The sequence below is a fragment of the Paenibacillus sp. J22R3 genome (assembly GCF_056269305.1).
Genome location: NZ_JBWDNS010000003.1, coordinates 607620 through 627289 on the forward strand (window position 1 = coordinate 607620; position 19670 = coordinate 627289).

Here is a 19670-nt window from a genome sequence, read left to right on the forward strand (position 1 = left end):
CCCAATCCAAGGAGGTCATCAAAGATCGGAGGTGGAGAATATTTCCCAAAGTTGATCATTCTGCTTTCCTCGGCACTCCAAGAATGAGTGGCCTCAATACCGATTTCTTCTGGTTCTGGCTGTTGTATTTGCTGCAGTCTACGTTCGATCTGCGCAATAATCTCAGGATCAGTGACGACGCCGGGGGTGAAGAAGTTGCAATTGCCAGTGTATCTGTCTTTGAGTTATATCCTATTTCTGCAAATGTCCTAATCTCCAACAGTTTTGTAGAAATATAAATATTACCGTCAATTTGGCGAAGACCGTCTTCCCATTCGTCACGCAGGTATGTCGTTTTCTTACGTTCTGGCGAACTAAAGGAGAGTGAGATCGCCCCACGATCTTCAATTTTGTATGTCCATCCCATAGCCTTAATTACCGAATCAAGAGGAAGATACTTTTTCCTCCCTTCCTTAAAAGGAGGTATTTCAAGTTGAAGTTGTATTCCGTCAACAATAATATTCAAGGATATTCCTACTTTCTGCTCCCCGATGAGTATCTTGATAACACTAAAGTTTGCAAGTGTTGTTGAGACGCGTATGTGAATTATAATTCAACTTTTAAAATTGATGTATGGGGGGAATTTTGAGCCCCCCCTGCCAGAATAACCTTTGGACTTCCAGAAGCTTCATGGCAGCTTTAGAAGAAACGCCTTGTTCCTTCGGCGTTGATCTAGGCAGGCGGTCGCTTAACATCTCGTCAACTCCTATGGGATGCATAACGCAACCTACATGTATCCACCTACTAATAACTGCGCGTATGTTGGTACTAGCAGAAAGCTTAATTACTACTGTTCTTTCCAAATAAAATACACTTAGCTACATTTTCAGGATTTATTTCTAGTGTTTATTAAATAATGTTTTTCTTCTCCCTAACGTCATCTGATTGACGACCGCATCCGCCAAGCCTGGCAAGCGCGTCAAATCGACTCCCCATATGCTAGAATTGCCTAGTATTTGTTTTATAACGCCATCGATGGAATCTGTTTCTTCTCGCAGCACCGGTTTCCAAGCTTCCCAAATCGATTCTAGCAATTTCGGATCGTCGCGAAGCGTAAACGACGAGCCATCCGGCAACAAAGAGCGGTGCTCTCCGGACAGATCGGCCGGTCGATACAGCCGGAGCAGCGATGCCAGCGATTCCGTTAACACCGATGGAAGCTGACTTGTGCGCGCGTAATGCGCAGTTAAGGAAGGGAGCAGCCGGACTTTCCATTTCGACAAACTGTTCATCGCGATGTCCGACAGCCGGTGCCGAATGTAAGGATTGCGGAACCTTTCCAACGTTTCACTCGCGTAAACCTTCATTGCGTCGTGGTCAAGAGGAACTGCGGGCACAATTTCTTCGAACAATCCTTGCAGAACCGTTCGTTCCCACAAGGGATGCTCTACCATCTCTCGCACTTCCAGAAGACCATTAACGAGTCCGATTGTGGCCAGCATCGTATGAGTGCCGTTCAGAATCCTTACTTTGCGAACCTGATAGGGGTTCAAATCTCGTACCCATTGTACATTCAGCCCCGCCATCATGAGTGGAAGCCGGTCTTCTAGAGAACACTCTCCCTGGATCGCCCAAAAACAATAAGGTTCGGCAACCGTCAGCATAGGATCGTCGTACCCCCATTGCTGGAACAACCCTTCCGCATCGTCTCCGGGATAACCGGTCACGATGCGGTCGACGAGCGAATTAAGAAACCGATTGGAACCGCGCACCCATGCTTTAAACGACTCAGGCAACTGCCAGTCGTCCGCATGCAGAAGCACGATTTCCAACAGCTTCTCTCCGTTGCGCTCGAGAAGCTCGCAAGGCAGATGAGTTAATCCGCGAGCAGGATCGCCGGCGAACCTGTTGAACCGCCGATATAAGAAAGCCGTCAGTTTACCCGGGAAGGTTAAGATAGGCGTATTCGGATTCCAAGCGACATTCTGATAGGATAGTCCCGCTTCCGTCGTGTTGGAGATGACGACCTCTAGCTCCGGCAGGTCGGCCAACGCGAGGAACGACCCCCATTCTTCGTACGGATCGATCATCCGGCTAAACACGGACACCGTCTCCCGTTCCTCGATCATCTTCCCATCCCGTAAGCCCCGGACGAGCAACGTGTACAACCCTTGCTGTGCCTTCAGTTGGTCCATGTGAGCCTTGCCCGAAGGGCGGGGCTGAGTCAAGGCGACGCTGCCGTTCCATAAGCCTTGCCGATTGCATGCCTCCAGCATCCAGTCCGTGAACCCGCGCAGGAAATTGCCTTCGCCGATTTGCAGCACCTTGATCGGTAAACTGCGGTGGCGATAACAACGGGCAGCCTCTTCCGGCCCTAACTCGCCAGGGGATAGCAGCGGCAAATCCAATAGCTTTGAATATTTATCCGTCGACATGATTCTCATTCCTTCCTTATAGAGATCAGTTCTAAATATTAACCATCACAACGAGAAAAGGAACTGTAACATCCATTCAGGACCTTGCAGTTCCTTTATTCACTGTTAGTGGCAGATTCCCGGCGTTCGGGTTACATTGACCGAACGTACAACCATGATATCGGGCGTGTCCGGATGTACCCGCTTCATCTTAAAATCCTTCACTTCAATATCACAGCTGTCTTCTAACCGCAGTGCTGGACCTTGTCTTGTTTCGATCCGCACGCCATTCAGTTCCAGCTCCCTGACATGCTTGCACAGCATCCCTTCGCCTGCAGCGACGAATGAATTGAATACCATATCAGGCTCATCCCCGACTTCACCTTGTTCCGCAGTCATTTCGATATGTACTTGATTGAGCTGCACATCGCAGATCGGCATCTCCGGAAGTCCGTACAGGAAACCGGCCGAAGCACGGCAGCGCTTGGCCGTTACGCCGCTTATCCGGATATGCTCGATGACAGGCGTAGCTTCCGTTACAGGCCTGGCCTCGGCACTGCCGATCAGCAAGTCGGACTTATCGACACCGTGGCGGTAGAAGGCATTGATCGTTAACGGACACAGCACATCCTCCATATAGAGGTTGCTGACCAGTATGTTTCTAATATATCCGCCCCTGGCGCGGTTCGTCTTCATTCGGATTCCGCGGTCCGTGCCGATAAATATACAGCCGGTTATGACCACGTTACGAATGCCGCCTGCCATTTCGCTCCCCATCACTATGCCACCATGACCTCGTTTCATCGTGCAATTGGCCACCGTAATATTTTCCGATGGCCTGGCGACTCTTCTCCCGTCTTCATCAATCCCCGATTTGATGCATAGGCAGTCATCCCCGACGTCGAAATGACAATCTGAAATCCGTACATAGGAACAGGAATCGATATCCAAGCCATCGCCGTTTGGGGCGTCATGCGGATTGCGGATCGTAACCCCATGTACCGATACGTTACTGCAATAGACCACATGTACGTTCCAAAAAGGAGAGTTCTGCAGCGTAACCCCTTCAATTCGGACATCCTCGCAATCTATGAATTGCAGCAGAGGCGGACGGAGAAACTGGGACTCCCACTCGACGATATTACTCGTGTACGAACGGAGCAGCGACTCATTAAGTACCGCCAGCTTCTGCGTGACGTCGCTCGTGATTTGGCCGCCCTGCCGCAGTACGCGATTTGCTTGCCACCATGAATCCCCCTGACCGTCGATGACTCCCTGTCCCTTGATCGTGATCTGCTTCAAGCCTCTTCCGTATAGCAACGGCGAAAACGCGAAGCACTCATAACCCGACCACCTCGTCGGAACAGGCGGATAGCAGTCGAACTCCGGCCGAAATAACAGCAAAGCGCCTGCCGCGAGCTCCAACGTCATCCGGCTCTTCAGCACGATTCTTCCAGTCAAATATCGGCCCGCCGGTATATAAACCGTTCCTCCTAGATCCGAGCAAGCCTCAACCGCTGCGGCAATGGCTTCGCTATTGTCAAAGATTCCGTCACCGATCGCGCCAAACCGGGTTATATCGAAGATCGACATGATCTACATCAGCTCCTTCATCGGTTGCTGTCCAATAAATCGCTCATCGCAGTACATGCCATAACGAAAGCGCCGACTCCGTGCAGGTCATTCCTGCTGGTGGGGCGAGTCACATAGTTCTCGTAATCGCCGGCAGATGTCCCGATGCAGATATCGGGCATGACGAGCCGCCCTTGTTCGTCCTGCTCCATGCGGCTGATTAGCCCATGATACCCGCTCCATGCTGCTTCCAAGTATTCATTACCTATGACGCCTTGCTGAATGGCTTTTGCAATGGCGTATACGAATAAGCTCGTGCATGAGGTTTCAAGCCAATTATCATCGTGATGGCCTTTATCCACCACCTGATGCCACAAGCCGGTCGACTTATCCTGATAACCGATCAGTGAATGTAGGAAATCCCGCTGAACTTCCGCCAGTTGTGTGTATGCTTCCTCATCTTTCCCCAGGTTGGACATAAATTCGGCCAAAGCCAGTCCATACCAGCCGAGCGATCTACCCCAAAACTCAGGCGAACAGCCAGTCTGCTTATCCGCCCACGGCATCTCGCGGCTTTCATCCCATGCATGGTAGAAAAGCCCGGTGCGTTCGTCTTTCATCGCTTTGCGCATGAGCCGCTCCTGCAGCAGCGCCATCTCTTTCAGCTTGTCATCGCGGTACGCGCGGGCGTACTTGAGCGCAAATACGCCGCCCATATACAATCCGTCTAACCACATCTGATAAGGATATTTATCCTTATGCCAGAAGCCGCCCTCCTTCGTCTTGTTGAACGTGTCAAACAAGCCTCTTAGCCGGTCAGCCGCCAGTCTATACTTAGGCTTGCCTTCCCGTTCCTGCAGCCGGAACAGCAGTAAGCCAGCCTGAATGGCATCCAATTCATCACGCGCAGCGTACAAATTCCCGTATTCGTCTACCAATCCGTCAACGTAGCCTTGGATATACGCCTCGTATCTCCGTTCGTTTACTCGTTCCGTGAGCATCTCCATCCCGCATAGGAATACCCCCTGATGATAGTGCCACCGGCGTGCAGGTGGAAGCTCCTCTGACCTATAGATGTCCATAATCGAATCGCAGGCGTAGCGAGCCCATTCGATCGGCGTTCTTAAGCTTACCTCCATTTTCATCGAAGCTCCTCCGTTTGCTTGTAAAGTGATCCATCTCTGCACTCAGCCTTTCATCGAACCGAGAAGTGCTCCTTTGGCGAAGTGCTTCTGCAGGAACGGATATACGGCCAGAATCGGCAGCGTAGCCACAACGATAACGGCCATTTTGACAGCCTGGTCCGGTGGAGGAACGGCACCGTCAAGACTTGAGCTGTAATCCAGACCGCTCGCCAACACGACAATCTGGCGAAGCAGAACTTGGATGGGCCACATGCTGCTGTCATTCAAGTACAGAATCGCATTGAGGTAGGTATTCCAGTAGGTCACTGCATAAAAAAGCGAAATGGTCGCGATAGCCGGCATCGACAGCGGAAGCACAATCCTGAACAAAATGCCGAAATCGCTGCAGCCGTCCATTTTGGCCGATTCCTCTAATCCCTCCGGGATGTTCTGGAAGAAATTGCGGAGAATGATCATATTAAACGCGCTGACGGTCAGCGGTAGGACGAGAGCGGCATAAGTATCGATCAAATGCAGCTCCTTTACAACAAGAAATGTCGGAATCAGCCCGCCTTGAAACAGCATGGTAAAGACGACCAGAAACATGATCGCCCTACGACCGTCCAAATCCTTGCGAGACAAGCCATACGCCATTAAGGAAGTGATTAACATGCTAAAAGCAGTGCCGAACAGCGTGACCAACACGGAAACCGTGATCGATCGGAAAATCGTGCCCGTCGAAAAGACGAAGCGATAGGCTTCGAAGCTAATATCGCTTGGGAAAATGATGAATTTTTTGGCCGCCATCTCCGCACTAGTCGTTAACGAGCCTGCCATGACATGGAGGAACGGAAGAACGGTGGCGAGCGATATAATCATAAGCAGGATGAAATTGACGCTGCCGAACAGCCGGCTGCCGAACGTTCGATCCTGGATCATGCGGATTCCTCCCGGTTGTTCTTAGTAGATGCCATCTTCGCCGAAGCGCTTGGAAAGCTTGTTCGCGCCGATGACCATGATCAGCCCGACGATCGATTTAAACAGTCCGACCGCTGTGCTGTAACTGAATTTCCCTTGCTTTAATCCTGCCGTATACACATAGGTATCAATAATTTCCGCCACTTCGCGATTCATGGAATTGAGCAGCAAATACACATGTTCAAATCCAAGCTCCAGCACATCCCCCACCTTCAGGATGAACAAGACAATAATAACGCTGCGGACAGCCGGAAGCGTAATATGCCAAATTTGGCGAATACGACCGGCACCGTCCATTCTTGCGGCTTCGTACTGCTGCGGATCGATCGCCGCTATGGCAGCCAAATAAATGATCGTTCCCCAGCCCGCTTCGCGCCAGATCACCTGGATGATGTAAGTCGGACGAAACCATTCGGAGCTCAGAAGAAAATTTACCTTCTCTAACCCGAGCGCTCCAAAGACTGAATTCACGATGCCGCCGTCCATTGTCAGCATGACATAGCTGATGGACACAATAATGACCCATGACATAAAGTGAGGCAAATAGATGAGTGATTGAAACAGCCTCTTAAAGCCGCTGTTCCTTACTTCATTGAGCATTAAAGCCAGCAGAATCGGTACAGGAAAGTAGAACAAGAGATTGAGTCCGAACAAAATAAGCGTATTGGTCAAGATGTTCAGAAAATCAGGCTCGGTAAACAAACGGTTGAAATGCTCGAATCCGACCCATTCGCTTCCCGCGATCCCTTTAAACGGTTTAAAGTTCTGAAACGCAATAACAAGACCGAACATTGGCGCATACTTGAAAATCACGAAATAGAGCAGCCCCGGCACTATCATGACATACAGCCATATATTGCGACGAAGCCGCCTTCCGAACTCGCTTCCGGCATTTGGCGTCCGCATAGGCACCGGACGAACGGTCCATTCCCGCATCGTGCTTCTCCCTTCTGCCTGCATGGATCGAAGAGGCTGTCATTAGCGATCCGACAGCCTCTTCAGCTAGTTGACTACCCTTCCGGCTGATCCCTGTTTATTTTTGATAGACTGCGTTATATTCCTCGATAATTTGGCCTCCGCCGCGTTTCTTCCAATCCTCGATCGCTTTGTCGAAGCCGGCCTTATCGATTTTTCCGTATATATACTGGTACGTCGCATCCGTAATCAGGGTCTGGAGCTCCACGCCTTGCTCGGTAAAGGTTTGGGAGTCGAGCGCTGCGGCCGGATCCAAGATGGCGATTTTCTCGTTTTCCTTCGTGAATTGTTCCGCATGGATTCTGCCCGGGAGCGCGTAATAGCCCTCGTACATGCCGTTTGTTTCCCACTCGCCGATGAGACTGTCCTTGTAGCCCTTCACTTCCCGCTCGATCAGATCCGAATCCTCCGTTACCTTCGCTTTGCCGTCTTCGACGGTATAGTGCTTACCTTCGATTCCCCAGAACATCACGTTGGCGACTTCAGGCGTCATCAATTTATCGTAGAAACCCAGCACTTTCTTCAATTCTCCCTCGTCCTTTATACCGGATTTCGGGAACAAGACAACGTTGTTGTAACCCGGAATCGCCCAAGTGGCGAGCTCGCCGTTCGGCCCTTTGATAAGCGCCAGCGTATCGATGACAGCCGACGGAACGTTCTTGATTAAATCTTTGTTCAGACTGTCGATGTCCGACATCGCGCCGATGTACATCCCTGCTTTGCCGCTCGTGAATAGGCTGACCTGGTCCGTCTTGCTGGTTGCCGCGAAATCCTTGTTCATGGCTCCGGCATCGCGGATGGTTTTCATGAAATCCATGGCCGCCGCATACTGCGGGAACATGAAGTCAGGCTGGAGCTTCCCGTCCTGCTCGCCCCAATTATTCGGCGTCGCGTACCAAGAGGCGACCGTCTTGAAAGCGCCATAGATCAGATCGTTCCGATCCGCGAGTCCGATCGTGTTCGGTTTTCCGTCACCGTCCGGGTCTTTCTCGGTGAACGCTTTAGCCATCGCGATGACGTCGTCGACGGTCTCCGGCGTTTTCAATTGAAGCTTATCTGCCCAATCCTTGCGGTAAATAATGCCTTGGCGGGCGAGCGGTCTACCGATATAAAGCGAGAACAGCTTGCCGTCGACTTTCGTATTGTTCAGAATCAAAGGCTTTAGCTTGCTCAAATTTGGAAATTCGCTAAGCAAGGGTCCGATCTCCCAAAACTGACCGTCGCGAATCGCCCCTTTCATCTGCATAAACGTAGCTTGGTTTTTCAAATACGTGACTTGAGGAAGTGCTCCGGTAGCCATGGTCGCGTTCAACTTATCTTCATAGGTGTCCGCCGGAAAAAATTGATACGTCAGTTTCGTGTTCGTTAGCTTCTCGATTTCGTTCTTAATGGTGTCAGGCGGCGTTTGCGCAACGTTTAGCGGAAGCATGATCGTAATCTCCGTCGGCTCCTCGCTCTCAGGCGCCGATGGCTCCGTTGTTTCGCTTGTCGCAGGTTCGTTTGTGACGGCTGCTTCATTTGCTTTCGTATCGGTTCCGCTATTCGCTTCATTCACGGCGTTTCCGCCGTTATTACCACCGCATGCCGACAGCATCGTGCTGAGTACCAAAACCGTGCCAATCTGAACAAAAGTCCTTCTCTTCATCTTGCTTGACCTCCGCATCGATATGTTATTAGGAGCTGCACGTCAAACATACATGCGGTCAGTTCATTACGGATACAATCACGTCGCCACATTTCAATGCTTTGGGCCGTCTTCTGAAGAAATGATTATCGCGTCTTTCAATGACAACAAAAAATCCGCCTCACAATCGCAAGGCGGACTCCTATCGCTTCTATTCAAAATAAGATCTCGTGAACTCCTCGATCATGGCGTTGCCGCCGCTTTGCTTCCATCTGTCGACTTCCTGACCGAATCCCGCTTGATCGATTTGCCCTAAAATATAGCGATACGTCGCATCCGTGATGATTCGGTTCAGCTCCTCGCTCCGCTCATCGAACGTCGCGGATTCCAAATTCACGGTCGGATCCTTGACAATAAACTTCTCGTTATCGCTGCTGAGCTTCTCGGCAAGCGCCAGCAACGGGTCTTCCTGCGCGACTTGCAGCAGGTTCGGATTGCTCAAATCGGCGGTCATGAGCACATACATCGGCCCGACTTCATCGATACGAAGCTGCTCGCTCGCAGAGGGCAGCTGAACCTGCTTGCCCTGCAGCTTGTAATGCCTGCCCTCTACGCCAAATTTCATCAAATTCGCAACGTCGGCTTCCATGGATCGGTCGAAGAATGTGAGCACCTGCTTGAGCTCATCCTCCGATTTGATCGCGCTTTTCGAAAACAGGAACAGCCCGTTGAAATTCGGGATGGACCACACCTTGTACCCTTGCGGGCCTTCGATCCGGTTGACGACCGTAAACCTCGCATCATTATTGAACTGCTTCGCTTCATTGGACAGCCGCTGTACATCCGTCATGCTCCCGATGTAGACGCCGGCCGTACCTTGTATAAGGAGATTCCGCTGAATGTCTTTGCTCGTAACGGCAAAGTCCTGATTCATGAGCTTCTCGTCGTACAGCTTCTTCATGAAGTTCATCGTGTCCATATAAGGCGCCGTCTCGAATTCGGGCACCATAAGGTGATCGGCTGCAACCCAATTGTTTGGTGTGCCGAAATAAGAACTGAGCGTCTTGAATGCACCGAAAACGAGATCGTTTCGGTCGGTTAATCCGATCGTATCGTTCTTGCCGTTGCGGTCGGGATCCCCATACGTAAACTGCTTCAATACGTCATAGAGCTGATCGAGCGATCGTGGTGGGGCAAGCTTCACATTCTCGAGCCAATCCTCTCGAATAATAACACCTTGCCGCGAGGACGGGCGTTCCGTGTACAAACCGTATATTTTACCGTCAACCGCAGTCTGATCAAGAATATCGCCATTCAGCCGTCTCAAGTTCGGAAACGCATCCAAATAAGGGCCGATTTCCCAAAACATATCGGAACGAATCGCGCTTTTTAACAAGAAATAATCGGTATACTTGACGAACGTCGCTTTCTTCAGGGAATTCATCGTCAAGGCAGCATTCATTTTATCGGAATAAATCTCGTCGCGAACCCAATCGATAACGAGCTTCGTGCCGGTCATGTCTTCTATTTGCTGAACAAGAGAGGCCTCAGGTCCTTGCGGAAAATGTAGTGGCACCATAATGGTAATGACAGGTCTGGAATCGCCCGCTTCAATCGCATTCGAACGAAATGATTTGGAGCATGAAGCAAGCGCAAGCGCTGTAATCAGGAGAATAACCGTTTTGATGGTTCTGCTCATAAGGCCGGATAAACGACAACGCAACAAATCAATTCCCCCCGAATCTGCAATAATGATTACTCTAGGCTTTAATGATTATTGTCCATGTACTTAGGGATAGCCTACAATGGTGGTATAACATTGATAAGGTGATGGCTCTTGATGCGCTCATTCAGTTTTCTGACCAAATTAACCTTTTTCTGTTTTTTGCTAAGCACATTGCCAGTTTTGTTCATCGGTATCTTCTCGTATGTAACTTCGTCAAATGAAATACAAAAAGATGTAAACAAAGGAAAAATCCAGCTTCTCGAGCAAATTAATGCCAATGTAGAGCAAATTCTCACGACTGTCAACCATACGCTTAACCAAGTCATTAACTCCGCCGTGCTCAAAAACGCAATGAACAGCTCCTTAACTGTAAGCGATTTCAATCTTTATGGCAATCTGCGAGACGAGCTACTGCACATGCAGTCGTTTGATACCAAACTGGAAGATGTGGTCTTAATAAACAAGCGCCATAATTGGATGATTAAAAATTCCGGCTTGTATCGATTCGATCGATATGCCTTCCATGATCAGCTCGATGGTCTGATTGAAGCTAGATCCGATACGGCATGGGTCATGAATCCGTCCCATTTGTTTTACAGCGAGGAAAGTGCCGAAAGCGCGATGTGCACGTACAGCGTTAGCCTGATTAAGAAGCTGCCTGTAACCGAGCCAAATCCTTATGGGATTATCATGGCAAACATTCCAACCTGCAGTTTGCAGTCGCTTCTTCAACATGCACCGGATCTGTCGGACATAACGTTGATTATCGACGATCAGCACCGCATCATTGTCCACCCTGACCGCGATTTCATCGGAAAGCCCTTGTCGGCCATCGGATTCGATCAAGAAAGCAAGCTTAACGAGCAAATCGGTCAATTCTTGTCGGATATCGATCATCAATCGTTTTCCGTTACCTATTACAAATCGCCGACTAACGGCTGGATCTATATGTCTATCACTTCCATAGCCAGCCTGACGAAAGAGTCTAAAAAAATCGGCATGTATACCGTTGCGGTTTGCGCGTTTATGCTGCTCATTACGATGCTGCTCGCATGGCTGGGATCACGGCGCATGTACTCGCCTATCGAAAGGCTTCTGAAACAAATAGACCTGCGCAAGCCCGATATCCGTCAGAATCGGACGAACGAATTCCAGGCGATCGGTGAACAAATTCGGCAATTGGCTCAATCTAAAACAAGGCTCGAAAGCGAGCTCCACCAGCATCTCAAGCAGGTACGCACGTTCTTCTTGGCTAAAGCTTTCCAGGGGAATGTGAAGCGAAGCGATCTCGTAGTGCAATTGGAGCGGTTCGGATTCAGTGCTCAGCTTGAAAAATGGAATTCGATGGCAGTCGTGACTCTTCAAATCGATTCGCTGGACGAAACCAGATACGGCAAACAAGACATCGAGCTGCTGCTCTTTGCCGTCCAGAATATGATCGAAGAGCTCATACCGCCCGAGAATCGGCTTGTTTCATTGACGATCGATCACACGGTCGTCACGCTGTTCGGCAGCGCAGCTGCAGAAATCGAGGACTTTAAAACCTCCCTATTTATGTTGACTGAACAATTGCAGCAGCAGATTCAAAGCTTCCTTCATCTGACGGTCAGCATCGGCATCAGTCTTCCATTCCATGAAATCGGGCTCCTTCCTGCCGCCTATCAAGAAGGCTTGGATGCACTGAAATACCGGCTAAAACTCGGTGAAGGCATCGTTATCCAATATGAGCACGTAAATGCAGGGAAGCATTACTTTATCAGGAGCTACCCGAGCCAATTGGAAAACGACCTCATTGATGCCATCAAATTAGCCGAGAAAGAGAAAGCGAAGGAGATCCTTCAAGCTTTCCTGTCTCCCGTCTTCTCCGTGAAGATGTCACCGCAGGAGTATCATTTCCCCTTGGTGCGCCTCTTGAATAGCTTGCTGGTCGTTAAGCAGGAGTCAGGGATAAGCATGAATCAGATTGGCTCCGGCCGGAGCTCGTTATTTGAGGAGCTATTCGAATTGAATACCGTGCCGGAAATCGAGGATTGGTTCTGGACGCGCATCATCTTCCCCATGGTGCGTATTTTCAGAGACCGGCAGGATGCCCAATACTCCAACATTTCGGAGAAGATCATTGATCTGATACATCGTCATTACGATACCGATCTATCGCTGGAGGAATGCGCCGCGAAGCTAAATTACAATTCCAATTATTTAAGCAGCGTTTTCCGCAAGGAAACGAATAGCTCCTTTAGCGAATATTTGGCGACATACCGGTTCAGCATGGCCAAAAAATGGCTAAGAGAGAGCGATATTCCCGTGAAAGACATTGCTGCCAGGCTGCGCTACAACAATCCGCAGAACTTTATCCGTTCCTTCCGCAAGTTAGAAGGCATTACCCCCGGCCAATACCGGGATCGCCATACCGCTTCATGACAGCTGAATAAAACAATAAGGAGCAGTTGCCGCGGCAAGCCCGGTCAAACGTTTACTAGAAATAAATAGAGCTCAAATGACAAGAAGGGTGCCAATCCTAGCTGGATTGGCACCCTTTCCGCTGTTTCTACATTATTTAAAAATCAAGACTTTGCCGACTGTGCCATCCGCACTTTCGCCCACCACACGGAACTTTAATCCGTTAGCTGGAATGTTACGTCCGGCATCGATTAGACCAGGGTTCGAGAAGTTCTCATGGTCATCAAACAATGGGTTGCGAGCAGTATAATTATCTTTCATCGTAATACCTAAAAGGTTTTTGTAATCCAAGAACATGGCATTTGTTTTATTCAATCCAAATGCTGCGTCATGAACTTGGTAACGAGAAGAAGCAACCGCTTTATCGCTCCAGTTCATTGCACGCTGATCCGCATCGACAACGCCCAGGAATCCGTCACCGGGGTGAGCGCCTGTCCAGTTATTGTCAAAGGTTTCATCCACATACCAAACCACTAGACCTGGGTCATAACTCATAAGGCTTGCGCCGCGACGGATGTGCCCTAAAGCCGCATCCACCCCGTTATGGGATCTCCATTCTAATAGATAGTAATTTGTAGAGAAGTAGGTTCCTTTGTCTTTGGCGAATCCTTGTAACGTAAACGCTGAATTTCCTTCTGCATTATCCGATAAAATCGGTTGGCCGTCAGATGTGAGTTGAATATCGTCCACATAGAATCCGCGTTGAGCGACATAAGGATCTGTCCAATAGTTAAACTTAATGCTCACTTGTTTTCCTGCATAGGCACTTAAATCAAATGCAGCCGGTACCCACCCGTTTGATACCCCCGTAATCCCGTGACCTGGATTTTGGTTGTTCGGGTTGCTGTCCTTCGTGATGTTTCCCGGAACGGAAGTCCAGACGCTAGTCCCTTCTTCTTTCACTTGAACAGACGCATAATCCCAATCTTCTTCAATGTCGTACCAAGCTTGGAACGTTAAAGCCGGATGCGCAGCATTGGTCAGGTTAACCGTTGCTATCATTGAATGGTCGATGTCATTTCCTGAACCACTATAATATTCATAGGTTCCGCTCGTTGGAACGTTCACGTGATTTTCTTTATCCTGTAAATCCACGCGTACCGCGTCATGGTTGGTTCCTTTAGTGGAAGCTTCATCCAATAAAACGGTTGTTCCCGCGCTCGTTACATCATTTGCATGGATAGTGGTTCCGCTAAGCCAGTTTCCACCGTGTAAATGCTGCAGCATTTCTTTATCATACGGGCTGAATCCAGATGGCTCTGTACCTGGAACGGCTCCTGCCCAGCTTCCTGCCGACATGATGGACCAATATGCAACCGGTTCACCGGCACCGGTGTATTGCGTGTCATATTCATCCGGAAGGCCCAAATCGTGACCATATTCATGAGCGAAAACGCCAGCAGCCCCGTCTTCCGGTTCAATCGTGTAATCCCAAGCGCCTAACAATCCACCAAAACGATTGCTATTGGATTTTCCGCCCGGAACCGCAACTGGACCCGCAGCAAGTTTCGAGCGGTGTGACCAAATCGCATCCAAGCTTAAACTTCCGCCGCCCGCTTCTTCGCCTACCCCGGAATGAATGACCATTAAGTGGTCAATGATGCCGTCCGGTTCATTGTAAATGCCGTTTCCGTTGTAATCGTCGCGGTCCCATACATCATAGTCGGCTAAGTTAATGGATGGATCTTGAGCTGCTTTTTTAAGCGCTTCTTTTACCAAGCCCCTGGCGTTAATATCGTCGCCATCCGGCGTTGGATAGTTCGCTCCGTAGTACGCGGCTGGATAATTGGCTGTGTACCAGCCCGCTACCGTTCCTTCAACGGTATAGCTTCCGCCCGACTGGGCTTCATAATATTGCTTCATGGAAATCATCTTTTTACCATTTGGCCCTATATAGCCGTTCGGGCCGAAAATCATAGTTTGAAAATGATCATGGGTGTAATCTTCATAAAACATATCCGTTTCTTCTTTGGTAATGGAGCTTTTCGGGTAATTCGGAAAATCGATCGCTAATACGAGCACTTTATCCGTACGGACACCGCCGTTATAGGCTTCTGCTTCAACAGAGTCGATCGTCGATTTTTTGGCTTGCCCTAATTTATTACCCTTGCCATTCACCAATCCATTAGCGTTTGAATGCGATTTGTCTTTCAACACTTCCAGAACATCGGAGTCGAACCCTTTTGGTTTTGCTGCTTGATTTTTCGCTTTCAAAAAAGCCGTCAACGCTTGTTCGGCTTCCGCGGGACTTGCATCCTTTCCGATCTTTCCTTGCTTTTTTAGCATCTCAATCAGTCTTTCGTCATTGGCCACTCCTAAATCAGTCGTTGCCCATTCCCGAATTGCTGCACTTGCTGCCTGTTTATCCGCATGAGTACCAACGTTAAATAAAGTGCTCGCCACAATGGCACTGGCGGAGATACCCGATAGCAATTTCCATCCTGTTTTGGGCAATTCTTTTACCCCCTGGTTATATGAAATAGACTGCAAGGTTAGTATACAGTAGACGTATTGTAGAAAAATGCTGTGTGATGTCGAATAAAATTCCCCCCAATTATGCTTCACCGTAACTGCTCCATTGGTGAAACTCCCTATAAAACGAACAAATTATCTTAGAAAGACAAACGAATTCCCCCAACCTATTCCTTTGAATTTATGTCTCCGGGCGGAAGACGAAGCAATCAAAATGTGGTGGATGCGATTGATGCATGTTTGTTCAAGCCTCAAGAACTATCGTATTGGGACTAGGCCCAATATAAAATGCGTGTTGCAGACAAGTAGGGTAGGTGGTGGTAGGTGGTAGGTGGTAGGTGGTAGGTGGTAGGTGGTAGGTGGTAGGTGGGGTAGCTAGTAGTAGTAACACTACCTCCTAATCTAATGTAGCCCCCCTCCCAACATGTACCAAATTACATATAGACACACGAACAAGCGTTCGCTTATAATAGAGAAGCGATGAATGGCTTGCAAGGGCGGTCGGCTAGTCTCCCGGAAGGGAGGTGACGCCATGGAGGTTCAAGACGCGATCACGCTGATGTTTACGTTCGGCATGTTTATTCTCGCGCTGCTCAATTACCTCAAAAAAAAATAGACCGCCCTCTCGCGAAGGAATGCGGTCTACTCTATAATCTCATATCCTGATACAGCCTTCCGCCCTTAAAAGCGGTTAATCGCGCCGGGAGTCGGTTGCCGCCGACTCTCTTTGCCTGTTTATGTTTCTTTGCCAATATAATACCATATTCGCTCGGGGGTTGAACATATGCATTTCGTAAAACAGACTGTCAATTGAACAAATTGAATCGTTATTGACTTCTCGGCTTCGCCGCTTCTAACAATGCTTGTCCTTCCTTCTGCACAGCAGCGATACAGGCGTCTACACTCTTCTCGCCATTAACGGCAGCTTTCACTTCACGATCTTGAAGCTGCTGAAACAGTTCTAAGAATTTAGGATCATACCCTTCGAGCGAATAACTCTGATCGATGCTGGGAAGCGTCTCGTACAGCTCTGCCAGCACGGGATTATGATCGTAGCTCATGTAGGACCTGCGCGTTGGCATACTGTACGCGTCCTGAATACCGGATTTGGCCTTTGCCACATAATCACTCAGCATGAACTCGATGATTTGCCACGCAGCATCGGCATTTCGCGCACCTGCCGGTATCGCCATATAATCATATACCGCTAAATGAACAGATCTGCTCGTATCAATGGAACTAACCGGCGGCGTAACCATGCCTGTTTCAAACTTCATCCCTTTGATGCCGTTATAACTACCGATGGTCATCGCAGACTTGCCTTGCTTAAACAAATCCGCTTCATTCACGGCTTCCTCATCGAAAGTCAACGTACCGCCAACCATGTCTCCTTTGACATCCTGCATCATGAAAGTGCCATTCTTATAGAGATTTACGACAGTCGCGAATAGATTGCGCCAAGCAGGCGTGTCCACGGTTACTTTACCGGTTCGATAATTGTAGGCCTGGAGCCCTTCCGAGCTAGACAGACTGAGAAGCAGACTGTTCGGCATACTGCTGAACGGCTGATGATAGCCGACAATCCCATCCTTGCGGCTTCCTGCTTTCGCAAATTGGCTGGCCAGCTGCATCACATCCATGATAGTCATCCCGTTTCGAGGCAAATCAACCATGTATTTATTAAACAAATCCGCGTTGTAATAGAGAACTGAAGCTTGGAAGGAAGCAGCTAAGGCATATAGATTTCCGCCTCCTTCGCGTTTGATTTTATCGATCATCCCGGGATAGAAGTCATCTGGTTTCATCCCACTTGCTTGCAGCCGTACCGACAGATCCTCCAGTAAGCCATGTTCCGCCAATCCGGGATATTTGCCTGAATAGCCGAGCAGAACAAGGTCCGGCTTCTCTTGCTTCAGCTTCTTCTCGTACTGCTCAGCCGATATTGGCTTATAATTCGGCTCCATCTCGATGAGCTCAACCTGGAAATTCGGGAAAGCAGCAGTTACAAAATCCCCAATTGTAAAGTTATAGCTGCTCTTGGTAGACAGCGCAATACGAATGACCTCTTTCTCGTTGCCGGCCGCCCGTTTATCCGCCATACAGCCGCTTAGTAGGAAGCTAATCACCAGAACGCTGATGAAACCCACGTATGAAGGGCGACGTACTCGACTACTCATGAGTCTGATCACCCTTTCCGGCTAGCCTCATTTCCAATGTGTTCTGCCATTCGTCAAGCGCTGCATCGACAGACTTCGTTCCTTTCACAACGGCTTCCATCTGTTCGCCGCCAGATGTGTATATGGCAGCATCTAACTCTCCCTTCGCTCGATTGTCGAAAGCAACTCTGTACTCCTCGGCTGCCTTTCCCGCATCAACGTTATTCTCATAGAATGCTTTCCAGTGCTTGCTTTCCTTATCATCCATGCCCAATTGATCAGCCAACAAAGTGCTGAATAGCTGCGCATTCTCAAGCCCACTACGCCATGTTCCGCCTATAATGAACGAAATCAACTCCCAGACCGCATCCTCTTGGGTTGAAGCAGCGTTGATTGCATATACGGTATTTGTGCCCAAGAATGACAATTGGTTTGTGGCGGATGCGTCCACGTGCAGCGGAACTGTCGACCAGTTCACTTTCATGACTCCCTCAAACGCATAATTCTCCAAGTTCGAATAGAAATAGCTCGGCGCGATCATCATGGCTATTTTGCCTTGAGCAAACGCGTCATTCTTGCCCATATCCTCCATCGTAATGCCGTTCTTGCCATATTCTATCGGCTTCTGCTGCATGATCCAACCTTCCTGATATCCGGCCGCGACCGATTGCCAAATCTGCTTCCATGCCTCGGAATTGACAGTGGCCTCCGTCTTGCCCTCATTACTCTTACTTAAGGTTTGCAGCCCGGATACTTGTCCGAAGAATTTCGTCAGCGCAAATTTATTGTCACGATCGAATGACCCGAGACCGCTAATCCCTGTACCTTGGAACCGTTTGGCAAGCTGCAAAATCTCCTCCGGCGAAACCTCGCCCTCAGGCAGCGGAATCCCCTGCTTCGCAAAAGCATCTTCATTAATATACAGCGCCGTAGAATTAAAATCCGACGGTACCCCATATAACTCGCCGCTTCCGCCCAGCTGCCGCAGCAGTTCAACAATTGGCGCATAGAGGGCACCAAGCTCAAATTTCCGTTCTTTCACAATCGTATCCAGAGACTTAAGTTTCCCGTCTGCCGCCAGCTCCCTAAACAACTTCAACGGAAGCTGCAGCATGTCCGGCTGCTCCTTATCCATCCAAGCTTTAAACATTTCGGGATCATTATATAAATCTCTAGGCGCATCGACCGTATTCAGCTTCACGGAAGGGTGACGAATAATAAACGGCCGCTTAATCTGATATTCGATGCTGCCATCCTGTGCAAACTGATGGATCTTAAGCGTATATTCCCGGTCTCTCAGCGGATCACCGCGCAGCCCCGCCGGAATACTCTCGTTCGTATCGGGTTTCAGCATCGCCATCACATCATCGCGGAACCACCAGCCACAGCCCAGCAACAATACGATGCTCATGAATGCTGCAACCGCGCGATATGGCGACCTTCTTTTCTCATTTTGCATATGAATGCGCTCCCTCACTTTATGCTCCAGTTCTGAGGTGAACCCATTCTTCACGGGAGGTTTCCCCGCAAGCTTATGCTCCCAGCTGTTTAACGGTTCTTTCATGTCCATTCTTCCTCCCCAGTCCACTTCGCTTCTTGGGTAAGACTGCGATTAACCGCAGCTCGCGCACGATGAAGTCTCGACTTCACCGTACCGACCGATACGTGGAGCATGTCCGCCATTTCTTGCATCGAAAGTCCATAATGACTGTTCATCAGCAGCACTTCCCTCAGCTTCTGCGGCAGCTTCAAGACAACCGCCCAAATCTCCTCGGTCATCAGTTTATCGAAGCTTTCCCGCTCCGCCGAAGGCGAAGTTTGCTCTTGTGGACGGACGATCCCTCCGAAGAAGGTCACACGTCTGATCCATGCCGACCGCAGCACGTCGCGCGCCGTGTTGCGAGTAATGGCCAGCAGCCAGGTTTTGATCGACGATTGCCCGCGGAACTCGTAGAGCTGTTGAAACACCTTCACGAATACATCTTGGGAAATATCATCGGCCAGCTCTCTGGAACGTGTGTAGAAGAAAGCGAAATTCCAAACGTCTTTACCGTACGCCGCCATAAGCTCATTCAGCACCGCATGCCGGTCTAATCCGCCTGTTACATGCTTCAAGTAATCAAACTGCAAGTCGTTCACCTCATCAAGTAGACGATAGAGTGCCGGAAAGGTTCCCTATCATGGATAATT

Annotated in this window: 14 protein-coding genes; 2 read left to right on the forward strand and 12 right to left on the reverse strand. The window is 49.4% G+C overall.

Going from position 1 to position 19670, the window contains the following annotated elements; translation table 11 throughout:
* Positions 1 to 55: 55 nt before the first annotated feature.
* The 8 genes from AC0YN4_RS17505 to AC0YN4_RS17540 all read right to left on the reverse strand — a co-directional run bounded on the left by AC0YN4_RS17505 (position 56) and on the right by AC0YN4_RS17540 (position 10365).
* Positions 56 to 505 (reverse strand): hypothetical protein, encoded by a 450-nt coding sequence (locus tag AC0YN4_RS17505; protein WP_475836302.1) that lies wholly within the window; start codon positions 503 to 505, stop codon positions 56 to 58.
* Between the two features lie 373 nt (positions 506 to 878).
* Positions 879 to 2414 (reverse strand): tagaturonate reductase, encoded by a 1536-nt coding sequence (locus AC0YN4_RS17510; protein WP_475836303.1) that lies wholly within the window; start codon positions 2412 to 2414, stop codon positions 879 to 881.
* A gap of 105 nt (positions 2415 to 2519) precedes the next feature.
* Positions 2520 to 3986 (reverse strand): glycoside hydrolase family 28 protein, encoded by a 1467-nt coding sequence (locus AC0YN4_RS17515; protein ID WP_475836304.1) that lies wholly within the window; start codon positions 3984 to 3986, stop codon positions 2520 to 2522.
* A 17-nt stretch (positions 3987 to 4003) separates the two neighbouring features.
* Positions 4004 to 5110 carry a glycoside hydrolase family 88/105 protein gene (locus AC0YN4_RS17520; RefSeq protein WP_475836305.1) on the reverse strand — a complete coding sequence of 369 codons (1107 nt, stop codon included), beginning with the start codon at positions 5108 to 5110 and terminating at the stop codon, positions 4004 to 4006.
* Positions 5111 to 5152: 42 nt separating this feature from the next.
* The gene (locus tag AC0YN4_RS17525; protein ID WP_475836306.1) at positions 5153 to 6028 is read right to left on the reverse strand and encodes a carbohydrate ABC transporter permease; all 876 of its coding nucleotides are present in this window, start codon (positions 6026 to 6028) and stop codon (positions 5153 to 5155) included.
* A gap of 21 nt (positions 6029 to 6049) precedes the next feature.
* On the reverse strand, positions 6050 to 7003 hold the full coding sequence (locus AC0YN4_RS17530; protein WP_475782369.1) for an ABC transporter permease: 954 nt from the start codon (positions 7001 to 7003) through the stop codon (positions 6050 to 6052).
* Between the two features lie 97 nt (positions 7004 to 7100).
* Positions 7101 to 8687, reverse strand: a complete 1587-nt coding sequence (locus AC0YN4_RS17535; protein WP_475782370.1) for an extracellular solute-binding protein — start codon at positions 8685 to 8687, stop codon at positions 7101 to 7103.
* 190 nt (positions 8688 to 8877) lie between these two features.
* Positions 8878 to 10365, reverse strand: coding sequence for an extracellular solute-binding protein (locus AC0YN4_RS17540; RefSeq protein ID WP_475836307.1), 1488 nt, complete (start codon positions 10363 to 10365; stop codon positions 8878 to 8880).
* A 141-nt stretch (positions 10366 to 10506) separates the two neighbouring features.
* Here AC0YN4_RS17540 and AC0YN4_RS17545 point away from each other — a divergent pair, with 141 nt between their 5' ends.
* On the forward strand, positions 10507 to 12813 hold the full coding sequence (locus tag AC0YN4_RS17545; protein WP_475836308.1) for a helix-turn-helix domain-containing protein: 2307 nt from the start codon (positions 10507 to 10509) through the stop codon (positions 12811 to 12813).
* A 132-nt stretch (positions 12814 to 12945) separates the two neighbouring features.
* Here the strand turns inward: AC0YN4_RS17545 and AC0YN4_RS17550 are convergent, their stop codons facing one another.
* Positions 12946 to 15306: an immune inhibitor A domain-containing protein gene (locus tag AC0YN4_RS17550; protein ID WP_475836309.1), complete on the reverse strand. Its 2361-nt coding sequence runs from the start codon at positions 15304 to 15306 to the stop codon at positions 12946 to 12948.
* 550 nt (positions 15307 to 15856) lie between these two features.
* On the opposite strand from AC0YN4_RS17550, the gene AC0YN4_RS17555 reads away from it, so the two are divergent.
* Positions 15857 to 15940 (forward strand): putative holin-like toxin, encoded by an 84-nt coding sequence (locus tag AC0YN4_RS17555; RefSeq protein WP_475782477.1) that lies wholly within the window; start codon positions 15857 to 15859, stop codon positions 15938 to 15940.
* Between the two features lie 211 nt (positions 15941 to 16151).
* On the opposite strand, the gene AC0YN4_RS17560 is transcribed toward AC0YN4_RS17555, so the two are convergent.
* The 3 genes from AC0YN4_RS17560 to AC0YN4_RS17570 are packed head-to-tail and all read right to left on the reverse strand — an operon-like array spanning position 16152 to position 19619.
* Positions 16152 to 17501 carry an ABC transporter substrate-binding protein gene (locus AC0YN4_RS17560; protein ID WP_475836310.1) on the reverse strand — a complete coding sequence of 450 codons (1350 nt, stop codon included), beginning with the start codon at positions 17499 to 17501 and terminating at the stop codon, positions 16152 to 16154.
* Positions 17494 to 19044, reverse strand: coding sequence for an ABC transporter substrate-binding protein (locus AC0YN4_RS17565; protein ID WP_475836311.1), 1551 nt, complete (start codon positions 19042 to 19044; stop codon positions 17494 to 17496). Before AC0YN4_RS17565 ends, AC0YN4_RS17560 begins: the two co-directional genes overlap by 8 nt.
* Complete coding sequence (locus AC0YN4_RS17570) at positions 19041 to 19619, reverse strand: RNA polymerase sigma factor (protein WP_475782376.1); 579 nt, start codon at positions 19617 to 19619, stop codon at positions 19041 to 19043. Before AC0YN4_RS17570 ends, AC0YN4_RS17565 begins: the two co-directional genes overlap by 4 nt.
* Between the last annotated feature and the right edge of the window lie 51 nt (positions 19620 to 19670).